A 24082-nucleotide genomic window follows, 5' to 3' on the forward strand; every position below is an offset into this window, starting at 1 on the left:
GCGCACGGCCCCTGGCTGTCTTTGGCCAGGGCCTGCGCCGTCGTCGCGGTCTGGCTGTTCATGGCGGTGGGAACGCGCGCGGAGGCCCAGTCGGGCACGAACCTCGCGCTCAACCGTCCGGTGGTGACGTCCTCCGCGGAGCCCGGGCTCACCGGCAACTTTGCCGTGGATGGCGACGCCGGGACGCGCTGGGGCAGCAGCTTCGCGGAGGGCCAGTGGCTCTACGTGGACCTGGGCCAGGCGACGGCCATCTCCCGCGTGGTCCTGACATGGGAGACGGCGTACGGCCGGGGCTACCGCGTCCAGGTCTCCAACGACGCGGCGGCGTGGCAGGACGTGCGCGTCGTCACGGACGGCGACGGCGGCGTGGATGACCTCGCGGTGACGGGCAACGGCCGCTACGTCCGCATCCTCGGGACGCAGCGAGGCGCCATCGACTACGGCTATTCCCTCTGGGAGTTCGCCGTGTACGGGGGCTCGCATCCATCGGGCGACCTTGCCCGCGGCCGGCCCGCGACGGCCTCCAGCGTGGAGGCCAACGCCGCGCACCTGGCACCGGCCTACGCGGTGGACGGAGACGCGTCGACGCGCTGGTCCTCCGACGACACCTCCCATGCGCAGTGGATTCGCGTGGACCTGGGCTCCTCGCAGCAACTGGGCAAGGTGGTGCTGGACTGGGAGGGCGCCTACGGGAAGCAGTACGTGATTGAGGGCTCCACCAACGACAGCACCTGGACGGCGCTGGCGCCCACCATCACCGACGGCGCGCCTGGCCGCCGCGACATCACCGTGTCGGGCAGCGCCCGCTACGTGCGCGTGCGCGGCATCGAGCGCGGCACCGGCTACGGCTACTCGCTCTGGGCCTTCGAGGTGTACGTGCCCGGAGGTGGCCCCCAGGAGCCGCCGCCGCAGACCACGCCCCAGACGGTGAAGCTGATGTTCCCCGAACTGGCGTACGCGAAAATCAACGTGTCGCCCGCGCCCCTCAGCGTCACGCCCACGCCCGAGGAGGGCAACACCACGCCGTCGGTGCGCAACCCGCCCGGGCCCTTCACCTACGAGCTGACCTTCCCGCCCAACACCGTGGTGACGATGTCCAAGAATCAGTTCTCACCCACCACGCCGAACACCGACATCCGGCTGGCCGTCACCACGTCCACCGGCACGGTGCTGCGCGGACAGACGGTGTCCGCGCTGGCGGTGCAGGGCGCGGAGTGGCGGGTGGAGATATTCACCCTCACCACCGGCCCGGACGGCCGCGACCGCACCATCATCCCCGACCCCTACCCGAAGCAGCCGCCGCCCGCCGTCACGGGGGCCTTCCGCGTGGTGGCGCCCGCCAACGCGGCGGTCATCACCAACACCCGCCGGCCCACGCTCCAGTGGGCGCCCGTCACCGGCGCCACCGGCTACACGGTGTTCGTCAACCTGAGCCGCGACGACTACGACTGGATGGCGCCCGGCAGCCTGCTGGACCGCTTCACCCAGGTGGGCACCACCACCGCCACCTCCTTCACGCTGCCGCAGGACCTGCCCGACCGCTGGACGTACAAGTGGTACGTCGTGGCCAACCTGGGCGGTGGCGGCACCAGCCGCTCCGACCTGCGCACCTTCAGCGTCTACCTGCCGGTGGTGGAGACGGCGGATGACGGCGTGGCGCTCATCAACGGCCGGCGCGACCTCAACAAGAACGGCGTCATCGACCCGTACGAGGACTGGGGCAACCCCATCACCGTGCGCGTCAACGACTTGATGTCGCGCATGACGCCGCACGAGAAGGCGCTGCAGATGTTCTACGAGGCGAGGACGGTGCCGGAGGCCGGCTTCACCATGGGGCCGCTCAGCCCGGCGGACATCGTGAGCTTCCAGCGCGCCTCCGCGCGTACGCGCCTGGGCATCCCGCACATCGACGCGGGAGACACCATCCACGGCTTCAAGACGAGCTGGCCCACGCAGCCCGCGCTCGCCGCGGCGCGGGACATGGACACCGTCTACGAGCTGGGTGACATGCAGCGCCGCGAGCAGCTCGCGGTGGGCAGCCGCGGCACCCTGTCGCCGCTGGCCGAGGTGGGCACCAAGGTGCTCTACCCGCGCATCCAGGAAGGCGGCGGCGAGGACGCCGACCTGGCTGCGGGCATGACGCGCGCGCTGGTGGCGGGCCTCCAGGGTGGCCCCGAGGTGAACCCCCACTCCCTCTGGGTGACGACCAAGCACTGGCCGGGCCAGGGCGCCGGAGGCGAGGGCGGCATCACCTACGACGGCACCACCATCCACTACCACATGCGTCCGTGGCACGCGGCCATCGAGGCAGGCACCAGCGGCATCATGCCCGGCTACGCGGGCAGCTGGCTGCTCGGGCCGGAGGGATGGGGCGCGGGCGACAACCCGGGCATCCTCAACTACCTGCGGCAGCAGCTGGGCTACACGGGCGTCATCTGCTCGGACTGGCTGCCGTCGGGGGCGTGGTCGCGCTCGGCGATGGCGGGCTCGGACGTCATGGGCGGCGCCAACCCGCAGCAGATGGGCGACTTCGAGAGCGTCGTCACGCCGGCCCGCATCGACGAGGCCGTGCGGAAGATTCTCGATTTGAAGTTCCGCCTGGGCATCTTCGAGGACCCGTACCGCAACGGCCCGGCGGGCACGTCCGAGTGGCACACGGCCGACCACAAGGCCCTGGTTCGCCGCGCGGCGCAGAACGCGATGACGCTGCTGAAGAACGACGGCGCGCTGCCGCTGCGGCTGCCCGCCGGCTCGCGCATCGTGGTGGCCGGCCCCCGCGCGGATGACCCGGCCTGCATGGTGACGTGGCGCTCCGACTTCCACGGGACGGAGTTCGGCGACCTCACCATCTACCAGGCCATCAAGCAGCGCGCGGAGCAGGACGGCATCACCGTCTACAAGGACGTGGCCCCCGCGGGCGTCACCGTCAACGCGGCCATCGTCGTGGCGGGCGAGAGCTACTTCACCCACGGCACCGAGTGGGACAAGGAGAAGCCCTACCTGCCGGGCGACCCGATTGGCCCTCCGCACGAGCCCCAGTGGGGCAACCAGTACGGGCTCATCACCGGCTTCCGGGCGCAGAACATCCCGGTGACGACGGTGATGATTCTGCCGCGGCCCTACATCCTGACCAACGTGGTGCCGCAGACGAATGCGCTGCTGATGGCGTACCGGCCCGGCGACATGGGCGGCGTCGCCGTGGCGGACGTGCTCTTCGGTGACGTGCTGCCGCGAGGCCAACTGCCGTGGCAGCTGCCGCGCTCCCTGGACCAGATTGGCACCGACGTGGAGAACAACCAGCTGGAGCGGTGGGACTTGCCCTTCGACCTGGGCGCCACCGAGGCCCAGCGCGCGGAGATTCGTCAGCGGATTGCACTGGGCCTGCCCATCTCCCCGGTGTACGGCAACCCGCTGTTCCAGTACGGCGCGGGCATCCAGGGCTTCGGGTTGTCGGACGCGACGCCGCCCACGGCCTTCACGCTGCTCACGCCGGCGTCGGGCGCCACCATCACCACGCGGCCCACCTTCACGTGGACGCCCAGCAGCGACCCGCAGACGGGCATCCACCGCTACGAAGTCTACCTGGATGGCAGTCCCTTCCCGGTGGCGACGACGAAGACGCCATCCGCGGCCCTGGCCAACGTGTCCCTGGGCAACGGCGCGCACACCTGGTTCGTGCGGGCGTACAACTGGGCGGGCGGCGTGACGACGTCCGCCACGGCCACCTTCACGCTCAACGACACCGCGCCGCCCGCGGCCTTCACGGCGCTGTCACCGGCGGCCGGTACTTCCGTGCCGGGTGCGTCCACGACGTTCATCTGGGAGCAGACCACGGACGTGGGCGCGGGCGTGGCGCGGTACGTCCTGGTGGTGGACGGGGCGGACCGCACGCCCACGGTGACGCCGCGGGCCTACGTGGGCACGAGCACCAACCTGGCGCTGGGCCGCAACGTGGCGGCCACCTCGTCCGAGTTCGGCAGCCCCAACGACGCGGTGGACGGAAACCTGGAGACGCGCTGGGCCAGCCGCTACGACGTGGCCAGCCCCGACACGGAGTCCCTCACCGTGGACCTGGGCGGCGTGTACTCCATCAAGCGCGTGGTGCTGCGCTGGGAGGCCGCGTTCGGCCGCCGGTACGTGGTGGAGACCTCCATCGACGGCAGCACGGGCTGGCGGACGCTGTACACGGAGGCCAACGGCAACGGCGGGCTGGATGACCTCACCGGCCTGAGCGGCGTCGGGCGCTATGTGCGGATGCGCGGCGTGGAGCGCGCGACCGGCTTCGGCTACTCGCTGTGGGAGTTCGAGGTGTACGGCGTGGGCACGGAGCAGATGTCCGTGACGGGCCTCGCCACGGGCACCCACACGTGGCGGGTGCGCGCCGTGGACGGTGCGGGCAACAGCACGCTGTCCAACGGGCCCATCACCTTCACCAAATAGTCAGGACACACCCAGGGTGGCCATCGTGACTCGGGCGGTGGCCACCCAGCCCTGAGAGGCGTCGCCCCGCGGTCCTAAATGCAAACACATACAATCCGCGCCATTCCAGACACACCTCCACCCGCGCGGAACGATTGCATAGAAAGACACCAGACACTCCAGGCGTCACCCGACACAGCAGGTCCTCTCGCGTCAATTGGCACGCCATCTGCTTCGAGGCCGGCCGGAGCCGGCCCTGTCCAGGCTCCAACAGGTAGTTTTTGTCAGTCCAACCTCGACTCAAAGGATGTCTGGAATGGCTGCATATCTCGTTCAGAATCAATGGGGTGGTTCGCAAGCGGCTTGGAACCCCGGCGGGCTCTGGATCATCGGTGCCCGGGACAAGCAGAACGTGGTGGCCCTCGACATCAAGTCCGACGACGGCGGCAAGACGTTGAAGGGCACCATGACGTACAACGGCGAAGGCCCCATTGGCTTCCGCGGTGTCCTGTCCGAGGCCAACAACTACAAGGTGGAGAACCAGTGGGGTGGCCCCTCCGCGCCCTGGCAATCCGGCGGCGTGTGGGTGCTCGGCGCCCGGGACAAGCAGAACATCGTGGCCATCAGCATCAAGTCCAACGATGGCGGCAAGACGCTGACGGGCACCACGACCTACAACGGCGAGGGCCCCATCGGCTTCAGGAGCGAGGCGACTGACGGCGACAGCTACTCGGTGGAGAACCAGTGGGGCGGCAGCGCCGCGCCCTGGCATCCCGGCGGCGTCTGGGTCCTGGGCACCCGGGGCAAACAGAACGTCATCAACGTCGACGCGAAGTCCAACGACGGAGGCAAGACGCTGACGGGCACCATGACCTACAACGGCGAGAACCCCATCGGCTTCCGTGGCACGCTGACCTCGCCGGACACCTACACCGTGGAGAACCAATGGGGCGGCAACTCCGCGCCCTGGAACCCGGGTGGCTTCTGGATGATTGGTGCCCGCAATGGCCAGAACGTCGTCGCCCTCAACGTCGCGTCCAACGACGGCGGCAAGACGCTGGCCGGCACCATGATCTACAACGGCGAGAACCCCATCGGGTTCCGCGCCAGGCTCGGCTGACGCCCGCCCCCATCGTCACGGCTTGACCGGCCCCGGTTCAAGGGCCGGCCCCGCCTCCAGCCTCACGCCAGGTTGTGGAACACGCGCTGGACGTCGTCGTCCTGCTCCAGCGCGTCCACGAGCTCCAGCACCTCGGTGGCCTTGTCCTCGGGCAGCTCGATGGGGTTCAGTGCCACGTATTCGGAGTCAGCCGAGACGGGCACCAGTCCCTTTGCCTCGATGGCGGCCTGGAGCTGGCCGAAGTCGGCGAAGGCGGAGCGGATGATGATCTGCTTCTCGCCCTTCTCCCCCACGCCCTCGCCCATCTCCTGGAGGCCGTGGTCGATGAGCTCCAGCTCCAGCGAGTCCAGGTCCAACCCCTCCGGGTTCAACCGGAACACGCCCATGCGCTGGAACATGAAGGCCACGCTGCCCGCGGTGCCCAGGTTCCCGCTGTGCTTGTTGAAGTGCATGCGCACGTTGGCCACGGTGCGCACGACGTTGTCCGTCGCCGTCTCCACCAGCAGCGCGATGCCGTGGGGCGCGTAGCCTTCATAGAGTACGATTTCGTAGTCGGTCGCCGACTGGCCGCTCGCGCGTTTGATGGCCGCGTCGACCTTGTCCTTCGGCATGTTCGCGGCGCGGGCGTTCTGGAGCACTCGGCGCAGCGTGGAGTTCGAATCGGGATTCGGCCCACCCGCCTTCACCGCGATGGCGATGTCCTTGCTGATCCGCGTGAACACCTTCGCCATCTTGTTCCAGCGGGCCATCATCGTGGCCTTGCGTGTCTCGAAAATGCGTCCCATGGGAGGGATGTATAGGTCGGCCACGTTCCGCGTGGCTACTCCCTGTAGCGCCCTCGGGGCCCGGATGTTGACCAGGACAGACCGCCCGGTCTCCGGCCTGCCCCACCCCGCCCCCGTTTCAGCAGCAGCGGCCTCCGCCCCCGCGGTAGCGGGCCTGGAGCCGCTCGTCGAAGAAGCGGGCGTAGCTCATCACCTCCCGGTCCGGATGGTGGCGGCGCATGTGTTCGACATAGGTGTCGTAGTCCGGAACACCAATCATCAGCCGAGCCACTCGCACCGCGCGGCGCCACGCGCGCCCCAGCCATGCCCACATGGCGGCCATGTCAGCGGACCTCCGCCGACAGCGGCACGGCGGGTGACTCCTTCGCGGTGGGCTCCGGAGACCGCCAGGCCGCCCGCGCGGCGCGCACGCCGAAGAGCACCGTGGCCACCACCAGCACCATGAACACGCCCGTGAGGGCGGCATCCAGGTAGTCGTTGCCGATGATGCGCTCCATCTCCTCCACGGACGCCGCGGGCGCCACCACCCGCCCCTCCGCCACCGCCGCGGAGAAGGCCCGCGCATGGGCCAGGAAGGAGATGCGCACGTCGTCGCCAAACACCTTCTGCCACCCCGCCGTCAGCGTGCAGAGCACCAGCCACGCCGCGGGCACCGCGGGCACCCAGGCGTAGCGCTGCCGCTTCATCTTCACCAGGATGACTGTCGCCAGCGTGAGCGCGATGGCGGCCAGCATCTGGTTGGCGATGCCGAACAGCGGCCACAACGTGTTGATGCCGCCCAGCGGGTCCACCACGCCCTGGTAGAGGAAGTACCCCCACGCCGCCACGCAGATGGCCGTGGCAACCATGTTCGCCGTCCAGGACTCGGTGCGCTTGAGCGGGGCGTACACCAGGCCGGCCAGCTCCTGAATCATGAAGCGGCCCACGCGCGTGCCCGCGTCCACCGTGGTGAGGATGAACAGCGCCTCGAAGAGGATGGCGTAGTGGTACCAGAAGGCCATCATCCCCTCGCCCGCCACCAGGCCATGGAGAATCTGCGCCATGCCCACCGCCAGCGTCGGCGCGCCGCCCGCGCGGGACAGGATGGTGGACTCACCGATGTCCTTGGCCGTCTGGCTGAGCACCTCCGGCGTGACGACGAAGCCCCACTGGCTGATGGTGCGCGCGGCCTCCTCCACGGTGGTGCCAATCACCGACGGCGGCGAGTTCATGGAGAAGTACACACCCGGGTCCAGCACCGACGCGGCGATGAGCGCCATGATTGCGACGAAGGACTCCATCAACATGGAGCCGTAGCCCACCATCCGCGCGTCCCCCTCGTTGGCCAGCATCTTCGGCGTGGTGCCGGAGGAGATGAGCGAGTGCCACCCGGACACCGCGCCGCAAGCAATCGTGATGAACAGGAAGGGGAACAGCCCGCCGGAGAACACGGGCCCCGAGCCGTCGATGAAGCGCGTCATCGCCGGCATCCGCAGCTCCGGCGCGGCCAGGATGATGCCCACCGCCAGGAGCAGCACGGTGCCAATCTTCAGGAAGGTGGACAGGTAGTCGCGGGGCGCCAGCAGCAGCCACACCGGCAGCACGGACGCGCAGAAGCCGTAGCCGATGAGCATCCACGCCAGGGCGCGCGCGTCGAACGTGAAGGCCTCGCCCCAGGTGGGGTGCTCGGCGACGTGGCCGCCCAGCCAGATAGACAGCATCAGCAGCACGAAGCCCGCGAGGGAGACTTCCAGCACGCGGCCAGGGCGGAGGTAGCGCAGGTAGAGCCCCATCAGCACGGCGATGGGCATCGTCATCGCGACGGTGAAGGTGCCCCAGGGGCTGTGCGCCAGCGCCTTGACGACCACCAACGCCAGCACGGCGAGGATGATCATCATGATCATCAACACGCCAATCATCGCCGTCACACCAGCGGCGGGCCCCAGCTCCAGGCGCACCATGTCGCCCAGGGACTTGCCGTCACGGCGCACGGAGAAGACCAGGATGACGAAGTCCTGCACCGCGCCCGCCAGCACCGCGCCCACCAGAATCCACAGCGTGCCGGGCAGGTAGCCCATCTGCGCGGCCAGCACCGGCCCCACCAGCGGGCCCGCGCCGGCGATGGCGGCGAAGTGGTGGCCGAACAGCACCCACTTGTCCGTGGGTACGTAGTCCAGGCCGTCGTTGCGCAGGTGCGCCGGCGTCGCGCGCGAGGGGTCCACGTCCAACGCCTTGCGCGCCACGAAGCGGCCGTAGAAGCGATAGCCGATGAGGTAGACGGAGACGGACGCCACCACCAGCCAGATGGCGTTGATGCGCTCTCCCCGGTGCAGGGCCACCGTGCCCAGGCTCACCGCGCCCGCGGCGGCGAGGAGCACCCAGCCCAGCTTCCGCGCGATTCCACCCATGCCTGCCTCCGCGCAACTGCGCCCGCCGCACCGCGAACGGTGTGGGACGGACTGTTACGGTCGGCGATAGCCTGGGCTGTACTGCCCCGGTGTCAAATGCAGGGCGCGCGACTGTCGTCCGTCAACGCCCCCGCCCCGCGCGTCACACCTTCGCGGGCTTCTCCAGCACCAGCCCGAAGTGCGTGTAGCAGGTCGGGTGCAGGTCCATGATGTTCTCGAAGTGGAAGACGCGAGACTGAAGCCCCGCCGCGTGCGCGGGCGCCAGGACGCGCTCCTTCAGGGTGATGGCGTCGTAGAAGCGGCCGTGCCGCTCACCCCAGCGAGGGAAGAGGTGGATGATGGGCTCCGCGTCGCGGCGGATGTCGTAACCCCACGCGGGGTCACACATGGTGAAGGCGTACTCGCCCAGGTACAGCGGGACGATGCAGACCTTGCCGCCGGGCCGGAGCACGCGCCCCGCCTCCCGGATGAAGCCCGTGTCCGCGGTCCCCTCGAAGTGCTCGAAGGAGCAGTGCAGCGTCATCGCGTCCACCGAGCCGTCCTCGAGCGGAAGCTCCGCCGCGGAGCCGCCAATCTGGTGGCCGTGGATGCCCGGCGGGAAGACCAGGTCCTGCGCGTAGATGTTCCGCGTCCGCCCCAGCATCCGGACCACGTCCAGGTACAGGCTGCTCGGGGTGGAGGCGATGTCCACGTAGACGGCGTCCTCGCGCGCCACCAGCGGTTCAATCTGCTTCCAGGTGAAGTAGTACTGCGGCCGCTTCTCCCAATACGGTTGGAAGCCGCAGAAGTGCCGAATCACGGCGTTCTGCGCCTGGAGCCCGTCCCAGAAGCGCTCCAGCTCCGCCACATCGAAGCGGTAGGACTCGACGGGGATGCCGGCCTGGCGCAGCGGCTCGGGCTGCTTGAGCTGAGGACCCGGGCCATAACGGCCGAAGCCCGTCAGGCTGAGCAGCTTCGACAACGGCTCCACGCCTTGTAGGCGGCGCGGTGCCGGACACTCTTCTTCACGCGGGTCAGCAGGTTCACGGAGATCCCCCGGGCGGATGCCCGAAACGAGTGGGATTCTGGGAGAGGGCCCCGGATGCGTCAATGCACCCCGAAGCCCGCCTTCCCTCCGTGCCAGAGAGCCTGCTCGCTAGCGGGCCTGCTGCGTCGCGGGCACCGCGCGGGCCACTTCACCCGAGCCCACGCCGCCCGCCCGGGCACGCTCCAGGTGCGGGGCCAGCCGTCCAATGGCCATCAGCCCCGCCATGCGGAAGTCGGAGATGAATGACCAGAGCGGGTACTTGAACGACGCCGGCTTGTTCCGCTCGATGACGAAGTGGCTGAACCACGCGAAGCCGTAGGCGGCGACGAGCGCGGCCGGAACCAGCGCGCCGCGGCCCGTGGCGACGGCCGTCACGCCCAGCCCCAGTCCCAGGGAGGTGCCCGTGAAGTGAAGCCAGCGCGTGGACGGCAGCGCGTGCTCCCGCAGGTAGAACGGCCAGAACTCGGCATAGGTCTCGATGCGGTCGGACATGGTGGGAAGTTAGGGCCCCAGGGCGCCCTCCCGTCAACCCGGCTCGACGCAGAGCGTGTAGGCATGGACAGGCAAGGGTACTCCCCGCACGCCCACCAGCCGGGCTGGCCGTCCAGCATCCGTCATGTTTTCCAGTCCGGTGCCACCCTCCCAAGCGGGGCCTGCCGCAGCCTTCCAGGTCATGAAAGACTCTGGAGCCATGACGGAGTGGATGCCCAAGCCGAACCCCTCGGTCGACCTGCGGACGCTGGCCCTCAGCCCAGAGGAGGGCTTCGTGCTCTCCCGCCTGGACGGCGCCACCCCGGCCCGGAACCTGCCCGCGCTGACGGGCCTGCCCCTCGAGCGGCTGCGGACCATCCTCTCCCGGCTCGTCACCCAGGGCGCGCTGCTGCCCACGCCCACCGCCAGCCCGGCGGCACCTGTCGCCGCCCCGCCAGTGGCCTTCGAGCCCCAGCGACGGACGTCTCCCGCGGCCCCCGAGCCCAAAGCAGACCTCCCCGTGCTCGACCTGACGCCGCTGGACGCCGCGCCCGAAGCAGACCTCCCCGTGCTCGACCTGACGCCGCTGGACGCCGCGCCCGCCCCCGACACCGCGCCGAACGCCGAGCCCTCCTCCGAGGACGAACCCGAAGCCGCCCTGGGCAACTACCGTCAGCTCTTCGAACTGCGGCTGCACCCGCTCCCCGAGGACCAGCGCATCGCCCACGCCCACGCGGCGGAGGACCCCATCCTCTCCGCGCTGTGCTTCGACCCGGTACCCGCCGTCATCAAGGCCGTGCTGGAGAACGCGCGCACGGGCCTGACCCATGCGCGGCTCGTAGCGCGCTACCACCGCAACCCCGTCGGCCTGGAGGCGCTGTGCGCCCGGGCGGCCTTCGCGGCGGACACAGGGGTGCGGCGCTGGCTCGTGCGCAACCCGCAGCTCCCCGCCAGCCTCTTCCGGCGGCTGTGGAGCGCACGCCGGCTCATGGAACTGCACAAGGTGGGCAATGACCGCGACGTGCCGGAGTCCACGCGGCGCGCGGCGCGCGAGGTGCTCCGCCAGCGCTTCTCCAGCGGCCCCGCGGAGGAGAAGGTGGAGCTCATCCTCAACACGGAAGGCCGCGCGCTGGCGGCGCTCATCGGCCTGCCGGTGGATGGGAAGACGGCGTCACTGCTGTGCGGCCGCACCTACCGCTCGCCCATGCTCATCCAGAACATCGCCCGCTGGAGCGCGGCCCCGCCGGCCCTCATCGCCCACCTGCTGAAGCAAGAGGCGGTGCGGCGTCAGCCCCAGCTGCGCATGCTGCTCACCCGCCACCCCAACGCCCCAGCGGACGCGAAGCGCGGCGGCGCCTGAGCCTCACGCGGACTTGCGCTTGCGAGCGGCGGAGGTGGGCTTCACGTCCACCCAGCGCTCCGCCCACCGCGCCAGCTCATCCACGACCTTCCACAGCGCCTGTCCCTTCTCCGTGAGCTGGTACGCCACGCGGATGGGAGGCCCCGCGTCCACGTGACGCGACACCACGCCCTCCGCCTCCAGCTCCTTGAGCCGCTCTGACAGGACGCGCTCGCTGATGCTGCCAATCTCCTCACCCAGCTCGCCGAAGCGCCGGGGCCCCGCGAGCAGGATGCGCAGGATGAGGCCCGTCCAGCGCTTCCCCATCAGCTCGCTGGCCTTCTCGAACCGCGCACACCGTGTCAGCGGATGCTCCATTGGCGCCTCCTCTTCCCGAATATAGCGAGCCGCCCTGCCACCGGCACGGAAGTCCCAAGTCACTTACTTATTGGAAGTGACTTGCATATTAAAAGCACGCCCATTACCTGAAGGAACGAGGCGGTGGCCCGGGAAGGTCACGCGCCGGACCACTCCAGGAAGGGACTCGCCCATGGCAACGCAGCAGGCCGGCCTCGACACCAACGCGCTCAACCAGCTCTTTCTCGACGCCCGCACCCACAACGCGTGGCTCGACAAGCCGGTAGCGGACGACGTCCTCCAGCAGCTCTATGCACTGGCCCGGATGGCGCCCACGGCGGCCAACTCGCAGCCGGTGCGCATCGTCTTCGTGAAGAGCCGCGAGGCGAAGGAGCGGCTCAAACCCACCCTGTCCCCGGGCAACGTGGACAAGACGATGAACGCGCCAGTGACGGCCATCATCGCGTACGACACCGCGTTCTACGAGAAGCTTCCCCAGCTCTTCCCCGCGCGCGACATGAAGACGGGCTTCCTCGCCATGCCCGCGGAGGCCCGCGAGAAGACGGCCTACATGAACAGCTCGCTGCAGGGGGGCTACTTCATCCTCGCCGCGCGGGCGCTGGGCCTGGACTGCGGCCCCATGGCGGGCTTCGACAACGCGAAGGTGGACGCGGCGTTCTTCCCGGAGGGGAAGTGGAAGTCCAACTTCCTCATCAACCTCGGCTACGGCGACGCGGAGAAACTCTTCCCGCGCAACCCTCGCCTGGACTTCAGCGAGGCGTGCCGCATCGAGTAGCGGCCCGCCTTCGCGCGGAGCTCAGGCCCGCCGCGCCGTGAGGATGGGCTGATGGAAGCCCGTCTCCTCCGGCGTGTACCAGCGCGTATCCATCAGCCCCGCGCGCGTGAGCGCCCGCTCCAGGTCCACGCGCTGAAGCGCACGGTACACGCCAGTGTGCTCGGTGGTGTGCCAGCCCTTGCCCTCGGGGCGGAGGATGAACTGGTGCACCGTGTACGTCCGTCCGTCCGCGGCCCAGTCCCAGATTTGAAAGAGGATGCGGCGGCCTTCGGGCGCCTCCAGCAGCCGCTCCGAGGTGAAGCGGGGCTGGCTCTGCACCAGCGCGTCGGCGTCGCGCACGCTCAGCACCACCAGCCCACCGGGAGCCAGCTTCGACGCCATGGCGCGCGCCGCCGCGTCCAGGTCCTCGTCCGTCAGCAGGTGCGTCACCGCGTTGTCCAGCGCCAGCACCACCGGGAAGGTGCCCTCCACCTGCGCGTCCAGCGCGCGCATGTCCGCCACGGCCGTGGTGAGGTGCACGTTCATCGCGCGAGCCTCGCGCTCGGCACGCGCCACGGCGGCCGGGCTCAAATCGGTGGCGTGGACGGTGTAGCCACGGCCCGCCAGTCCCAGCGCCTGGGTGCCGATGCCACACGCGCAGTCCAGCACACGCCGGGGCGGCGGCGCCTCGCAGCGGCGCAGCAGCGCGTCCAGCATGGCGCCCTGCCGCTCCACCACCTGCGGCCAGTTGGCGAAGAGCAGGTGGTACTCCTCCGCCATGCCCTCGTAGAACCCCAGCGCCAGGTCGCTCATGGACGGCGCGCCGTTCGAAAACCGCCGTTCACTCACGAGCTGAAGGAGCGCCCTTCGAGCGCTTCAATCGCCGCGCGGAGTTCCGGCGGCACGGGGACCTTCTCGTGCGTGGCGTAGCGCAGGGTGACGATGACGCAACTGCCCCGGGTGTAGAGGACGCCGTCGTCCTCTCCGGCTACCGCGTGCTCCAGGGTGATGGAGGACGTGCCGATGCGGGTGGCGCGGCAGCCGGCCACCAGGCGCGTGGGGAAGAGGACGGGACGCAGGTACTCCGCGTTGGTGGCCTTCAGGATGGGCCCCACGCCGTCGCGGTTCGTCCGCTCGTCCCCCGCTCCGGACGGCCCCGTCAGGCCGATGCGCGCGAAGTAGTGGATGCGGGCGGTCTCGAACCAGGTGAACGTGCGCGTGTTGTTGGCGTGGCCGAAGGCGTCCATCTCACCCCAGTGAAGGGGGAAGGAGACAACCACCGGGAAATCCTTGAGCGGCGAGTCCGGCATGCCCCCAGGGTGCCCCACCCGGCGGCCCCAGGGAACCGTGAACCGCGCCCGCCTGGCCTCCAGGCGAGGGCCACGGCCGTGGTAATCCAGGACAGCCATGCGTTCACGATTCCACACGTCCTCGCCCGCGGCCCCCGGGCTCGACTTCACCGTCCTTTCCGGCCTCTTCCTGGAGCAGCCTGCTCATGGCCGCTGAGCGCGAGCCGCTGAAGCCGCCACGAGAGGACATCCCCGCCGAGGACCTGCGTCCCTACGCCTTGTCCCCGCGCGAAGGTCTGCCGGTGTCGGACGAGAGCATGGCGGCGCATCCCCGGCAGCGGGCGGACATGGTGCGCTGGCTTCATCCCGCGCAGTTGCTGCGCACGGGCCTGGACGCGGTGGTGGCGGCCGTCTTCGGCGCGCGCGCGGACCAACGGCTCATCGAAGCGGTGGTGCGGCCGCAGGTGCCCTACTTCGACTACTCGCAGGAGCCGATGCCGGAGGGCGGATTCTGGCTGGACTACGTGTCGGACACCGGCGACGGCTGGAACTCCACCTACGCGGTGGCGCGGCTGCTGGCGCTGCCGGAGTTGACGCTGCCCGTGCAGGGCCCGTCCCACGCGGAGTCCCACGCCACCCAGCGAGGACGGCTGCTCGTCTTTGGCGGTGACGGCGTGTACCCCGGCGCCAGCCGCGAGGTGTACGACGAGCGGCTCGTCCAGCCCTATGAGGCGGCCATGCGGCGCTCGCATGCGCCCAGCCCGGACCTGTTCGTGATTCCGGGCAACCATGACTGGTACGACGGGCTCGGCGCCTTCCTGCGGCTGTTCTGCGCGAACCGGTGGATTGCCGGCCGGCGCACGCGGCAGAGCCGCAGCTACTTCGCGCTGAAGCTGCCCCAGCGCTGGTGGCTCATCGGCACGGACGTGCAGCTCAACAGCGACATCGACGTGCCGCAGGTGGAGTACTTCCGCGAAGTGGCCAGCCACATGGGCCCCGACGACCGCATCATCCTCTGCAACGCGGAGCCCGCGTGGATTCTGGCCGCCACCGAGCGGCGCAAGGGCAGCTACCTGGAGAACAACCTGGAGTACCTCCAGGAGAAGGTGTTCGGCCGGCGCATCAACGTCTTCCTCGCCGGGGACCTGCACCACTACCGGCGGCACGAGGACGCCGGCGGGCGGCAGAAAATCACCGCGGGCGGTGGCGGCGCGTTCCTCCACCCCACGCACGCGCCCTCCGCCCACGTCCTGCGGGACGGCTACACCTTGCAGAAGAGCTTCCCGGACGAACGGACGTCCCGGAAGCTGGCCCGGCAGAACCTGCTCCTCATCCGCCACAGTCCGCTGTTCGGGTTGATAACCGGCATGCTGTACCTGCTGCTGGCGCTGGCGGCCTACGCGGAGGTGGGCTCGTTCGGGATGTCGCAGCTTTCAGAGGTCATCCTGGCGGTGGCCAACAGCATGGTGGCCCGGCCATGGACGCTGGTGCTGGGAATGGCCACCATCGGCGGGCTCATCGGACTGGCGGACCCGGCCTTCGGCAAGTGGCGCACGCTGGCGGGCACGCTCCACGGGCTTGGACACATCGCCGCGGCCTTCTTCGTGGCCTGGGGCGCCACCTACTTCACGGTGAGCGGCCTGGGCGTGTGCCCCGAGCTCGCCGCGGACGGCATCCACTGCGAGGCGGGCTGGTGGCACCTCGCGGGCAAGTTCCTGCTGTCCTCGGGCTTCACCTTCCTGGGCGGCTTCCTGGTGGGGCCCTTCGTCATGGGCCTGTACCTGTGGCTGAGCGTGAATCGCTTCGGCGCGCACTCCAACGAGGCCTTCATCTCGCTGGCGCTTCCGGACTGGAAGAACTTCCTCCGCATGCGCATCGGTGAAGACGGACGGCTCACCGTCTTCCCGGTGGGCATCGAACGCGTGCCCCGCAAGTGGAAGGAGACCCACGCCGGTCCCTACGCGCCCGCGTTCGACCCGGATGACCCGAAGGCCACCGAGCCCGTGCTCATCGAGCCTCCCATCCGCGTGTGAGACGTGCCACCACCGGGCACCCACCGTCCCGGAAGCACCACAGCCATCCCCAGGCGTCCAAGTCCAGAGTAGACAGGGCTCATGAGCGCCCCTGTCTTCATCTACCTGACCCCGCCCGACGGACTCGTCCCCCTGCTGACGCCGGCGCGGCTCGCGGCCTTCCGCGACTGGCTCTGGCGGGAGAACACGGAGCACCTGAACGCAGAGGAACTGGCCGACATTGAGTCGGACGAGGAGCTGAAGGCCCTCCTCGGCCTCGTGGACCACCTGCTCCAGCAGGGCGCCGAGTCCCTGAGCAAGCCCCCCACCCGCCACGCGGACGCGATGCTGGACCTGCTCGATGAGCTGTCCGACTACTTCACCCGCGAGGAACTGGGCATTCCAGAGGGCATGGAGCTGGCGACGGACCTCAAGCCCACCGACAAGCAAGTCCGCGCCTCGGACGTCGTCATCGGAGAGAACTGTCCCAAGCGGACGTTCGAGCTGTGGCGCCACCTCGTCTGGGGCCGGGCGCCGAACCGGACAGTGGCGGAGGGCATTGGCCTGCGACGCAACTTCCCCTCCATGGGCTACTGGACGGCCGCGGAGGTACGGCAAGTGCGCGACGACCTGCGCCAGCACCTGAGCGGGGCCCCTGACTACATGCCCATGAGCGACTGGGCCCGCTTCATGACGTCCCTCCGCCTGAAGCTGACACGGTCCGGTCGGGCAGCAGCCCCCGCCCCGGCGATTGAGGCCATCTCCCGCGCCGTGGACCGGGCGACCCGAGAAGGCGCGGGGCTGCTGTTCGCGCGCTGAGCCCGACGTCAGGTCAGGCTGCGCGCCAGCGCCCCCAGCGTGGACATGGCCGCCTCGATGCGCGGCGTCCACGGGTGGCCACAGTTCAGCCGGAAGCAGTGGCGATATGAGTCCATCCGCGCGGAGAAGATGGGCCCCGGGGCGATGCTGATGCCCGCCTCCAGGGCCTTCGCGCTCAACACCAGCGAGTCCACCTGCCGCGGCAGCTCCACCCAAAGCAGCGCGCCGCCCGAGGGCCTCGTCACGCGCGTGCCTTCGGGGAAGAACTCCGCCACGGCCTCGGCCATGCGCTCCACCTGCGCGGCGAGCCGGCGGCGCAAGGAGCGCAGGTGCCTGTCATAGCCTCCATTCTGAAGGAAGCGCGCAATCGCATACTGGGGCACCGTGGCGGTCGTCACGGAGGTGGAGAACTTGAGCAGCTCCACCCGCTCCCGGAAGCGGCCCGGCGCCACGTAGCCCACGCGGAAGCCCGGCGCGAGCGTCTTCGAGAACGAGCTGCACAGCAGCACGTTGCCGCGCGTGTCGAATGCCTTGCATGAACGCGGACGCTCGGCGCCGAAGTGCAGGTCGCCGTAGATGTCGTCCTCGATGAGCGGCACGTCGTGAGCATCCAGCAGGTTCACCAGCCGCTGGCGCCGCACGTCGGGCATGCAGCTGCCCACCGGGTTGCTGAAGCTGGGCACCGCCAGCACCGCGGCGATGCGCCGCCGCGTCAGCGCCGCCTCCAGCGCCTCCATCTGCATGCCGTTGCGTGGGCAGCAGGGAATCTCCAGCGCGCGCAGACCCAGCGCTTCGATGGACTGCAGCGTTCCGTAGTACGCGGGGGACTCGATGGCGATGGTGTCTCCCGGGCGGGCCACCGCGAGCAGGCACAGGTGGATGGCCTCGGACGTGCCGAAGGTGGTGATGAAGTCGTCCGCGGACAGCGAGCAGCCCCAGTCCATGGAGCGGCGCGCGAGCTGCTGGCGCAGCTCCGGACACCCGGGCAGCGCGTCGTACAGGATGCTCCGGTCGCGCGATTCGCGGCTGAGCGCGTTCAGCTCGCGGTACAGCCTGCGGACGGGTAGCAGCTCCGGCGCAGGCGAGGCGGCGCCCAGCTTGACCATGCGCGCATCCCCCATGGACCGGTAGACGCTCGCGACGAGCCCGCTGACGGTGACAGCGGTGGCGCTGGACGCGGGCCGGGACACCTGGGGCTCCGCCAGCCGGGGCCGCTCACGGCGGCGCACGTAGTGGCCGGACTGGGGGCGCGTCTCGATGAGCCCCAGGGACTCCAGGTGCAGGTAGGCCTGGAGGACCGTGGAGATGCTCACCCGCTCGCGCAGGCTGAGCTGCCGCACGGACGGCAGCCTGTCTCCAGGCTGCAAGGTGCCCGCGGAGATGGCATCCACGAGCCGCTCGGCCACCTGCTCGTAGAGCTTTGCTTTGTGTGCCACCGCGCCCATGGCTCCTCCCAAAGTGAGCCGCATCCACCACGGCCGGTATCGGAGACGAGAACGGGCCCGTTGCCCAGATACAGCTCCCGCCGACGGCGACCGGTACAGTTCATTGGAACAGAACTGTACCGGTCACAATCTCACCTGACTGAATCTGTTCCGCAACCGCCCGGGGGCGCATGTTGGTGCCCTGGAGGACGCGGTGATGTGGGACTGGATGAGGACGGTGGTGAGCGGGCTGCGGTTCGAAGCAGCGCCAGCGCGGAACGTGGGCCCGGTTCACCTGGCCCAGGGCGCCTTGTGGAGCGAGCGCACCCGGAGCGGACATCCCCTGACGCTGACGTGTCGCGAAGGCATGCTGTGGCTCACGTGTGAGGGCGATGCGAAAGACTACGTGCTGCACCCCGGCGACACGCTGCGCATGGAGCGCTCCGGGCACGTGGTGGTGCAGGCACTGAAGCCCTCGCGCCTCTGCATGATGCAGCGCGCTCCGGTCCATACGCCGTGCACGCCTCCCGTGAGGAAGCATGAGGCGCCTGTCCGATAGCCGGTGCCATGCCCGGCCTTGCTATCGTCCGCGCCATGCCCAGCCTCCCTGACTGTCGCCGCCTCGCCTCGGTCCTCACGCTCGTGTCTTCGCTCCTCACCGCCCAGGCCGCGGAGGTCTCCCCGGCGGAACGGGTGGAGACCTCGCCGGGCCTGTCACCTGATGCCGTGCGACGCGCCTTCGACAGCCAACGCCAGACGCTCGCGTCCTGCATGCGTCTGGTCTCCATACAGCGCGGGAAGGACAAGGCCCCGCATTCGATTGAGTACGTTCCCTGGAAGGCCGGACCCGACACGGATGATCGCATCCGGGTGCGCTTCACCCTGGCGCCAGACGGCAAGGTGCAGAACGAAGAAAGGCAGACGGAGGCATTGGGCGTGCGGTCGATGTTCCTCGACACAGGCTGCGTGGAAGAAAAGGTGAAGACCTGGTCCTTCCCGACCTTTCCAGGGAACCATGACGAGCGGGTGCAGGTGGAACTGTGGGCGCGGTTCCGGACCACGGAGGCGGAACGGACGGCGGCAGCCACCCGGCTGCGTGAATTCTACGGCGACTTCTGCAAAGCCCTTTCCGCATTGAAAGTCACCCAGCAGCCTCAGGCAGGCGTGGAGTGGCGCGCCACCATCAAACGCTTCCTCGCCGAGCACGGCGCGCGCGTCGACCCACGCATCGGCACGGCCATGCAGGCGGTCGGAGACATCGCGGGCCACGACGTGCCAGGCGCCATCTCGATTTATGAGCTCAGCATGGAAGAGTCGCTCGCCACGACCCTTGCGTGCCCGAAGCTCCGCGCCTGGGTGAAGGAGGGGTGAGCCCCAGGCCGGCCCCTCCTCGCCAGCGCACTCAGAGCACTTCGCGCAGGTTGCCCTCCACGATGCGCGTCAACTGCGTCACGCGCTTGTGGAGCCAGAACCCGAAGGGCTGGATGCGCTCGGGCTTCGTCATCCTGGGGAGCTTCTGGATGCTTTCGTCGAAGCCGACCACGGCGTGTTCGCCCGTCGGGGACTTCGTGCGCAGGTCAAAGGCAAAGGACCTGCCGGTGTGCCAGCCGCCGTGGAACACGGTGAGGCGCTCCAGCTCCGCGTTTCCAGTCGCCTCGACGAGCCCGTCGAGGTCATAGACGTCGTCGGCGATCTCCAGGCAACTCCAGCCCCCGCCCGAGACGTTTCCGCACGGGAACGTGGGCAGGCCATTGTCGACCGCGTTGTCCACAATCCAGGTGCTGGAGCCGTACACGCGCAGGAAGTAATCCCAGCTCGACTCTGTCTTCCTGGGCTTGAGCGCCTTTACGCCCTTCCACCGCCCGATGCGGTGCTTGTAGACGCGCTTGAAGAGGGACAGCTGTTGGTCGAGCGAGTCCATGCGCTTGGGCTCCTTCTTCACGTCGAGGTGCTCCGCGACGAAGTGCGCCGTGGGATAGCGCTCGTGGAGGTCCTTGAGCATGACGATGGCGGTGTCGACCGCCGCGAATGCATCCTGCGGCTTCGCGAAGGAGGGAGCCTTGGGAGCTGCGGGCTTCTTCGGTGCGCCCTTCGGAGCCACGGGCTCGGGGTTGGGGTGGTCAGCGTCTCGGAGCTCCACTTTGCGCAGGACGAAGCCAGCCTTCTCCTGAGCGCGGATACGCTTCTCCGCCCGCTGGATGGCGGCCTCGCGGCTGTCGGCGACCGTCTCTTTGCGGTAGTTCTCGACGGTCCGATTCCCATCGACCCAGATGACCCATTGGGTCGAGGCACCCTTGCGATACTCGCGCACCGTGATGCGCTTCCGGTTCGCGTTCCAGGGCGTGCCATCGCGGAAGCCCAGCTTCCGGTAGCGCGCCACCAGGGCCTCGACGTCTGACGCGTCGATGAGGGAGACGAGGTGAGCGCCGTTCAAGGTGCCACGGCGAACCACGGCTTTCGCTCCACGCACCTCCACGTCGACGAAGAGCAAGGACAGCAGCTTGAACAGGGTGAAGCGCTCCGACACAGGCGCGGTGACCTTCAGTGCCTTGGGCTCCGGCCTGTAGAGGGTCCCCGCGCTCCAGACTCGCAGCTCGCCTCCCGCCGAGTAGAGCCAGACCTCGTCCTTCACATCGAGCTGAGGCTCCGAGTACCAGATGGCGTCGCCGCCGTTGAGTTCCTGTAGGCGCTTCCAGTTGGACATACGCCAGCCTCTCGCATGGGACTGACGGGGGTCAACGGAAGCACTGCCTCAACAGCCCGAGCCGCGCGCGCAACCGGCCAGGACGTGCTCCGTCTCGCGACGGAGACCTCCTCCGCTGCCGGGTTCACAGCCCCAGCGCACTCATGGGGATGCGGTACATGTCCCCCGTGCCGCGGCCAATGCCCTGGACGGCGCTGTCATCTCGTGGCGCATCGAAGCGCGCCCCCACGTCGCCCGTGAAGGGGCGCGTACTGCTGAAGTAGAGCCATTTTCCGTCGGGGGAGACGCTGTGGTTGTAGTCGCTCGCGGCCGTGTTGATGCCCTCGCAGAGCCGGCGTGCAGGCGTCCATGCGCCATCCACCTTGCGGCTGAGGAACAAGTCGTATCCGCCCAGGCCGTCTTCCCGCCGCAGTGCACTGAAGATGAGGTAGCTCTCATCAGGCGCAATCCACGGCTCGAGTTCATGGACCGACGAGTTGATGGCGGGACCCAGATTTTCTGGCGGCTGGTAGGCGCCGTCGACCCAGCGGGAGACCCAGAGGTCGCTGCCACCCAGTGTGCCGTCTCGCTCACCCCCGAAGTAGAGATTGCCATTGGCGGCCACGGCCGGTGACCACTCGTCGCGGTGCTTGTCGTTGACGGGGGCCGGAAGGCGTCGCGCGTCCTCCCATGCTCCGTCGGCGTCCAGCGACGCGGCCCAGATGTCATACGAGCTTCGGGGGCCTTGCTCCCCAGGCTCGGGACGGTTGGAGATGAAGTACACCGTCCGCCCGTCGGGCGAGAGGTGTGGGTCCGCGTTGCTCCACTCGGTGGCGAAGCGCGGGAGCACCGGACGGGACCAGTGCCCTTCATCGGTCAACTGCGTTTCGTAGAGCGTATATTGTTGGAAACGGTCATCTGCCCTTCCAAAGAGCACGCGTCGCTGGTCTGGAGAGAAGGCCATGAAGAAGTCCCAGGCCCCGGTGGTGAAGAGCCCCGCGCCGTAGAGTTCGGGCGCGCAGGTGCCCCCGTGATTCTCCAGCGCCTCCGCGGGCCGTCCACCGTGTGCGCCACAACCCAGCTCCCAGAACGTCATCATCAAGAGCACGCCTCGCATCGACGACATCCCCGCCATGTACGGCTCCTCCTGGACATTGCTTCAGCACCACGGCGGTCGGGATAGCATCGGCCCATGAGGCGAAACTTTGGGAATGTTGCGGTGCTTCCCGAGCGGGCTCCCGGCTATCACGCGCTCAGCGCGGGCGATGCCTTCGACATCAGTGACTGTGTCTGTCGAGCAGGCACCCGCAGCCCCATCTTCGGCGGCGAGCACGCTCGGGTCTGCATCAGTGTCGTGCTGTCCGGCGTGTTCCATGTCCGAAGCCCCGAGGGGGCCGCGGTGGTGGGGCCGGGCGCGCTGCTGCTCGGGAACCGGTCGGCGCCCTATGAGTTCCGGCACGTCGATGATGGAGGAGACCGGTCGCTCGTCATCGAGTGCTCCGACGCGCTGCTGGACGATGCCCTCCGCTCGCTGGGACGCTCCTCGCGAGGAACGCGCCCCTTCGCGCGCGTCTGCGCTCCGGCGTCGCTCACGTCGGTGAACGCCGTCCTCCTGGCGCGACAAGCGCTCGAGAGTGGCCAGGTGGAGGACCTGCGAGAGGCGGCCCTGGCGGTGGTGGACGCGGGGGTGACGCTGGGAAGCAACCCGACGGAGACACGGGTGGAGGTCTCCGACCTTCAGGCGCGCAGAGTGGCCCGGGTCCTGCGGTATCTCGAATCAAAGTTCATGGAGGACTGCTCGCTGGACACGCTCGCGGACGTCGCGGGGCTCACGAGCTTTCACTTCCTGCGCATGTTCCGAGCAGTGACGGGGCAGACACCCCGCCAGCTCGTCATCGCCACGCGGCTTGGCATGGCGGCCTCGGCGCTGCGCGGCAGCCGTGCGCGAATCACCGACGTCGCCCTGGAAGCCGGCTTCGGTGACCTGTCCCACTTCACGACGAGCTTCACGCGAGCGTTCGGTCTCTCGCCTCGTGCCTACCGCGCTCGCGCGCGCCAACACGCCTGACCGCGGTGGCAGGCGCGGCTCGCGTTTCCGCCATCGAACACCTGCGTCACTGCCTCAGGGCATCGCCAAGGCGGGATACCGCACGGTGCGGGAACTCGAAGCGCCATAGGGTGGCGCCGTTCGCCGCGAACTCCCCTTCGAGCCGACGGAGCGCGCGCCAGAATAACGCGCCGCCGCCCTTACTCGCCTGGATAGCAACCGTGGGACAGACCTGTGTTTCCGCCGATCCCACCTGAATCCCCGCCCTCCCATTCACCCGAGCCGGAACGCATTCTCGTAGCCCACTACGACTTTCCGAGGACATCTCATGGCTCACGACCACCACCATCCGGCCCACCACATCGTGCCAGGATTTGGCGCGGACCGCGCCGCTCACTACGACGCCCAGGCGTCCGTCGCGCTCGCGGGAACCCAGGCCCTGTATGAACTCGGCGTCAGCACGCTGACGGCCCGGCTCGACGGCCAGGACGCAGCCTCGCTGCTCTTCGTGGGAGTGGGCACGGGTGCGGAGTTGATGCCCTACACCCGCTTCGACGTCCCCGGCTGGCGCTTCACGGGCGTGGACCCCTCCGACGCCATGCTCGACGTCGCGCGAAAACGCCTGGAGGCGGAAGGCCTGCTCTCGCGCACGCACCTGCACCACGGCGAACTGCACACCCTGCCCGCCGGTTCTCCCTTTGATGGCGCGCAGATGATGGGCGTCCTCCACCACGTGGAGGGTGAAGCAGCCCGCCTCGATTTGCTCCGGGAAGTCGCCCGTCGGCTCAAGCCCGGAGCCCCTCTCGTCGTGGGCTGCCGCATCGGCATGGACCCCGAGCTGTTGAACGTGGAGCTCCGGCGATGGCGGGCCTATGGCACCCCACGGGAGGAACTGGAGCGCCGGCGCGAGCGCTTCATGACGCTGCGGCCCATCGAATCCGATGCCGCCCTGTTCGCGATGCTCGCCAATGCAGGACTGGTCGCGCCGAAGCCGATCTTCGTATCGCTTCAGTTCAAGGTGTTCCTGGCGCGATACGCGCCCTGAGAGCGACCGCCGAACCCGGAGCGCGCAGCCGGAGGAGTCCGGCCGCGCGCGTCCACGGACTCACGCCACGGAGGAGGAGCTCA

Annotated in this window: 21 protein-coding genes; 10 read left to right on the plus strand and 11 right to left on the minus strand. The window is 69.1% G+C overall.

The features are described 5' to 3' along the window. Nucleotides 1-60: 60 nt before the first annotated feature. Nucleotides 61-4440: a discoidin domain-containing protein gene (locus tag BHS09_RS36345; protein WP_140800361.1), complete on the plus strand. Its 4380-nt coding sequence runs from the start codon at nt 61-63 to the stop codon at nt 4438-4440. A gap of 295 nt (nt 4441-4735) precedes the next feature. Next, a complete protein-coding gene (locus BHS09_RS36350; RefSeq protein WP_140795929.1) occupies nt 4736-5539 on the plus strand; it encodes a lectin OAA family protein in 804 nt (267 codons plus the stop codon). A 62-nt stretch (nt 5540-5601) separates the two neighbouring features. Here BHS09_RS36350 and BHS09_RS36355 read toward each other — a convergent pair whose 3' ends face one another. The 5 genes from BHS09_RS36355 to BHS09_RS36375 all read right to left on the minus strand — a co-directional run bounded on the left by BHS09_RS36355 (nt 5602) and on the right by BHS09_RS36375 (nt 10230). Beyond that, nucleotides 5602-6324, minus strand: a complete 723-nt coding sequence (locus BHS09_RS36355) for a YebC/PmpR family DNA-binding transcriptional regulator (RefSeq protein WP_011556981.1) — start codon at nt 6322-6324, stop codon at nt 5602-5604. Nucleotides 6325-6442: 118 nt separating this feature from the next. Continuing rightward, nucleotides 6443-6646: a YbdD/YjiX family protein gene (locus BHS09_RS36360; protein WP_152039059.1), complete on the minus strand. Its 204-nt coding sequence runs from the start codon at nt 6644-6646 to the stop codon at nt 6443-6445. A gap of 1 nt (nt 6647) precedes the next feature. Then, a complete protein-coding gene (locus BHS09_RS36365) occupies nt 6648-8711 on the minus strand; it encodes a carbon starvation CstA family protein (RefSeq protein ID WP_140800362.1) in 2064 nt (687 codons plus the stop codon). 142 nt (nt 8712-8853) lie between these two features. After that, nucleotides 8854-9672, minus strand: coding sequence for a methyltransferase domain-containing protein (locus BHS09_RS36370; RefSeq protein ID WP_201800544.1), 819 nt, complete (start codon nt 9670-9672; stop codon nt 8854-8856). Between the two features lie 174 nt (nt 9673-9846). After that, complete coding sequence (locus tag BHS09_RS36375; protein ID WP_140800363.1) at nt 9847-10230, minus strand: Mpo1-like protein; 384 nt, start codon at nt 10228-10230, stop codon at nt 9847-9849. A 199-nt stretch (nt 10231-10429) separates the two neighbouring features. Here BHS09_RS36375 and BHS09_RS36380 point away from each other — a divergent pair, with 199 nt between their 5' ends. Then, the gene (locus BHS09_RS36380; RefSeq protein ID WP_174260619.1) at nt 10430-11569 is read left to right on the plus strand and encodes a hypothetical protein; all 1140 of its coding nucleotides are present in this window, start codon (nt 10430-10432) and stop codon (nt 11567-11569) included. 3 nt (nt 11570-11572) lie between these two features. Here BHS09_RS36380 and BHS09_RS36385 read toward each other — a convergent pair whose 3' ends face one another. After that, nucleotides 11573-11926, minus strand: coding sequence for a winged helix-turn-helix transcriptional regulator (locus BHS09_RS36385; protein ID WP_140795933.1), 354 nt, complete (start codon nt 11924-11926; stop codon nt 11573-11575). Between the two features lie 172 nt (nt 11927-12098). Between BHS09_RS36385 and BHS09_RS36390 the strand changes: the two genes are divergently transcribed. Then, nucleotides 12099-12701: a malonic semialdehyde reductase gene (locus BHS09_RS36390; RefSeq protein ID WP_140800365.1), complete on the plus strand. Its 603-nt coding sequence runs from the start codon at nt 12099-12101 to the stop codon at nt 12699-12701. Between the two features lie 21 nt (nt 12702-12722). On the opposite strand, the gene BHS09_RS36395 is transcribed toward BHS09_RS36390, so the two are convergent. After that, nucleotides 12723-13493: a methyltransferase domain-containing protein gene (locus BHS09_RS36395; RefSeq protein WP_174259386.1), complete on the minus strand. Its 771-nt coding sequence runs from the start codon at nt 13491-13493 to the stop codon at nt 12723-12725. A 32-nt stretch (nt 13494-13525) separates the two neighbouring features. Then, nucleotides 13526-13990, minus strand: a complete 465-nt coding sequence (locus tag BHS09_RS36400) for an acyl-CoA thioesterase (RefSeq protein WP_174259088.1) — start codon at nt 13988-13990, stop codon at nt 13526-13528. Between the two features lie 185 nt (nt 13991-14175). Between BHS09_RS36400 and BHS09_RS36405 the strand changes: the two genes are divergently transcribed. Beyond that, entirely contained in the window at nt 14176-16002 is a 1827-nt protein-coding gene (locus tag BHS09_RS36405) for a metallophosphoesterase (protein ID WP_140800367.1), read from the plus strand. A gap of 81 nt (nt 16003-16083) precedes the next feature. Continuing rightward, nucleotides 16084-16800 (plus strand): hypothetical protein, encoded by a 717-nt coding sequence (locus BHS09_RS36410; RefSeq protein ID WP_140795938.1) that lies wholly within the window; start codon nt 16084-16086, stop codon nt 16798-16800. 8 nt (nt 16801-16808) lie between these two features. On the opposite strand, the gene BHS09_RS36415 is transcribed toward BHS09_RS36410, so the two are convergent. Next, nucleotides 16809-18245, minus strand: a complete 1437-nt coding sequence (locus tag BHS09_RS36415; protein ID WP_237080049.1) for an aminotransferase-like domain-containing protein — start codon at nt 18243-18245, stop codon at nt 16809-16811. A gap of 196 nt (nt 18246-18441) precedes the next feature. Here BHS09_RS36415 and BHS09_RS36420 point away from each other — a divergent pair, with 196 nt between their 5' ends. Together BHS09_RS36420 and BHS09_RS36425 are read left to right on the plus strand one after the other, a co-directional pair. Then, nucleotides 18442-18783, plus strand: coding sequence for a DUF2917 domain-containing protein (locus tag BHS09_RS36420; protein ID WP_237080050.1), 342 nt, complete (start codon nt 18442-18444; stop codon nt 18781-18783). Nucleotides 18784-18917: 134 nt separating this feature from the next. Continuing rightward, nucleotides 18918-19595 (plus strand): hypothetical protein, encoded by a 678-nt coding sequence (locus tag BHS09_RS36425; protein ID WP_237080051.1) that lies wholly within the window; start codon nt 18918-18920, stop codon nt 19593-19595. 31 nt (nt 19596-19626) lie between these two features. Here the strand turns inward: BHS09_RS36425 and BHS09_RS39795 are convergent, their stop codons facing one another. Together BHS09_RS39795 and BHS09_RS36440 are read right to left on the minus strand one after the other, a co-directional pair. Then, on the minus strand, nt 19627-20928 hold the full coding sequence (locus BHS09_RS39795) for a hypothetical protein (protein ID WP_237080052.1): 1302 nt from the start codon (nt 20926-20928) through the stop codon (nt 19627-19629). Between the two features lie 124 nt (nt 20929-21052). Next, nucleotides 21053-22033: a TolB family protein gene (locus BHS09_RS36440; protein WP_237080053.1), complete on the minus strand. Its 981-nt coding sequence runs from the start codon at nt 22031-22033 to the stop codon at nt 21053-21055. 66 nt (nt 22034-22099) lie between these two features. Between BHS09_RS36440 and BHS09_RS36445 the strand changes: the two genes are divergently transcribed. Both BHS09_RS36445 and BHS09_RS36455 read left to right on the plus strand, forming a co-directional pair. Beyond that, nucleotides 22100-22975 (plus strand): helix-turn-helix domain-containing protein, encoded by an 876-nt coding sequence (locus tag BHS09_RS36445; protein ID WP_174259002.1) that lies wholly within the window; start codon nt 22100-22102, stop codon nt 22973-22975. A 307-nt stretch (nt 22976-23282) separates the two neighbouring features. Further along, the gene (locus tag BHS09_RS36455; protein ID WP_140800373.1) at nt 23283-23999 is read left to right on the plus strand and encodes a class I SAM-dependent methyltransferase; all 717 of its coding nucleotides are present in this window, start codon (nt 23283-23285) and stop codon (nt 23997-23999) included. The last annotated feature ends 83 nt before the right edge of the window (nt 24000-24082 follow it).

The sequence above is a fragment of the Myxococcus xanthus genome, assembly GCF_006402735.1.
GTDB lineage: Bacteria > Myxococcota > Myxococcia > Myxococcales > Myxococcaceae > Myxococcus > Myxococcus xanthus_A.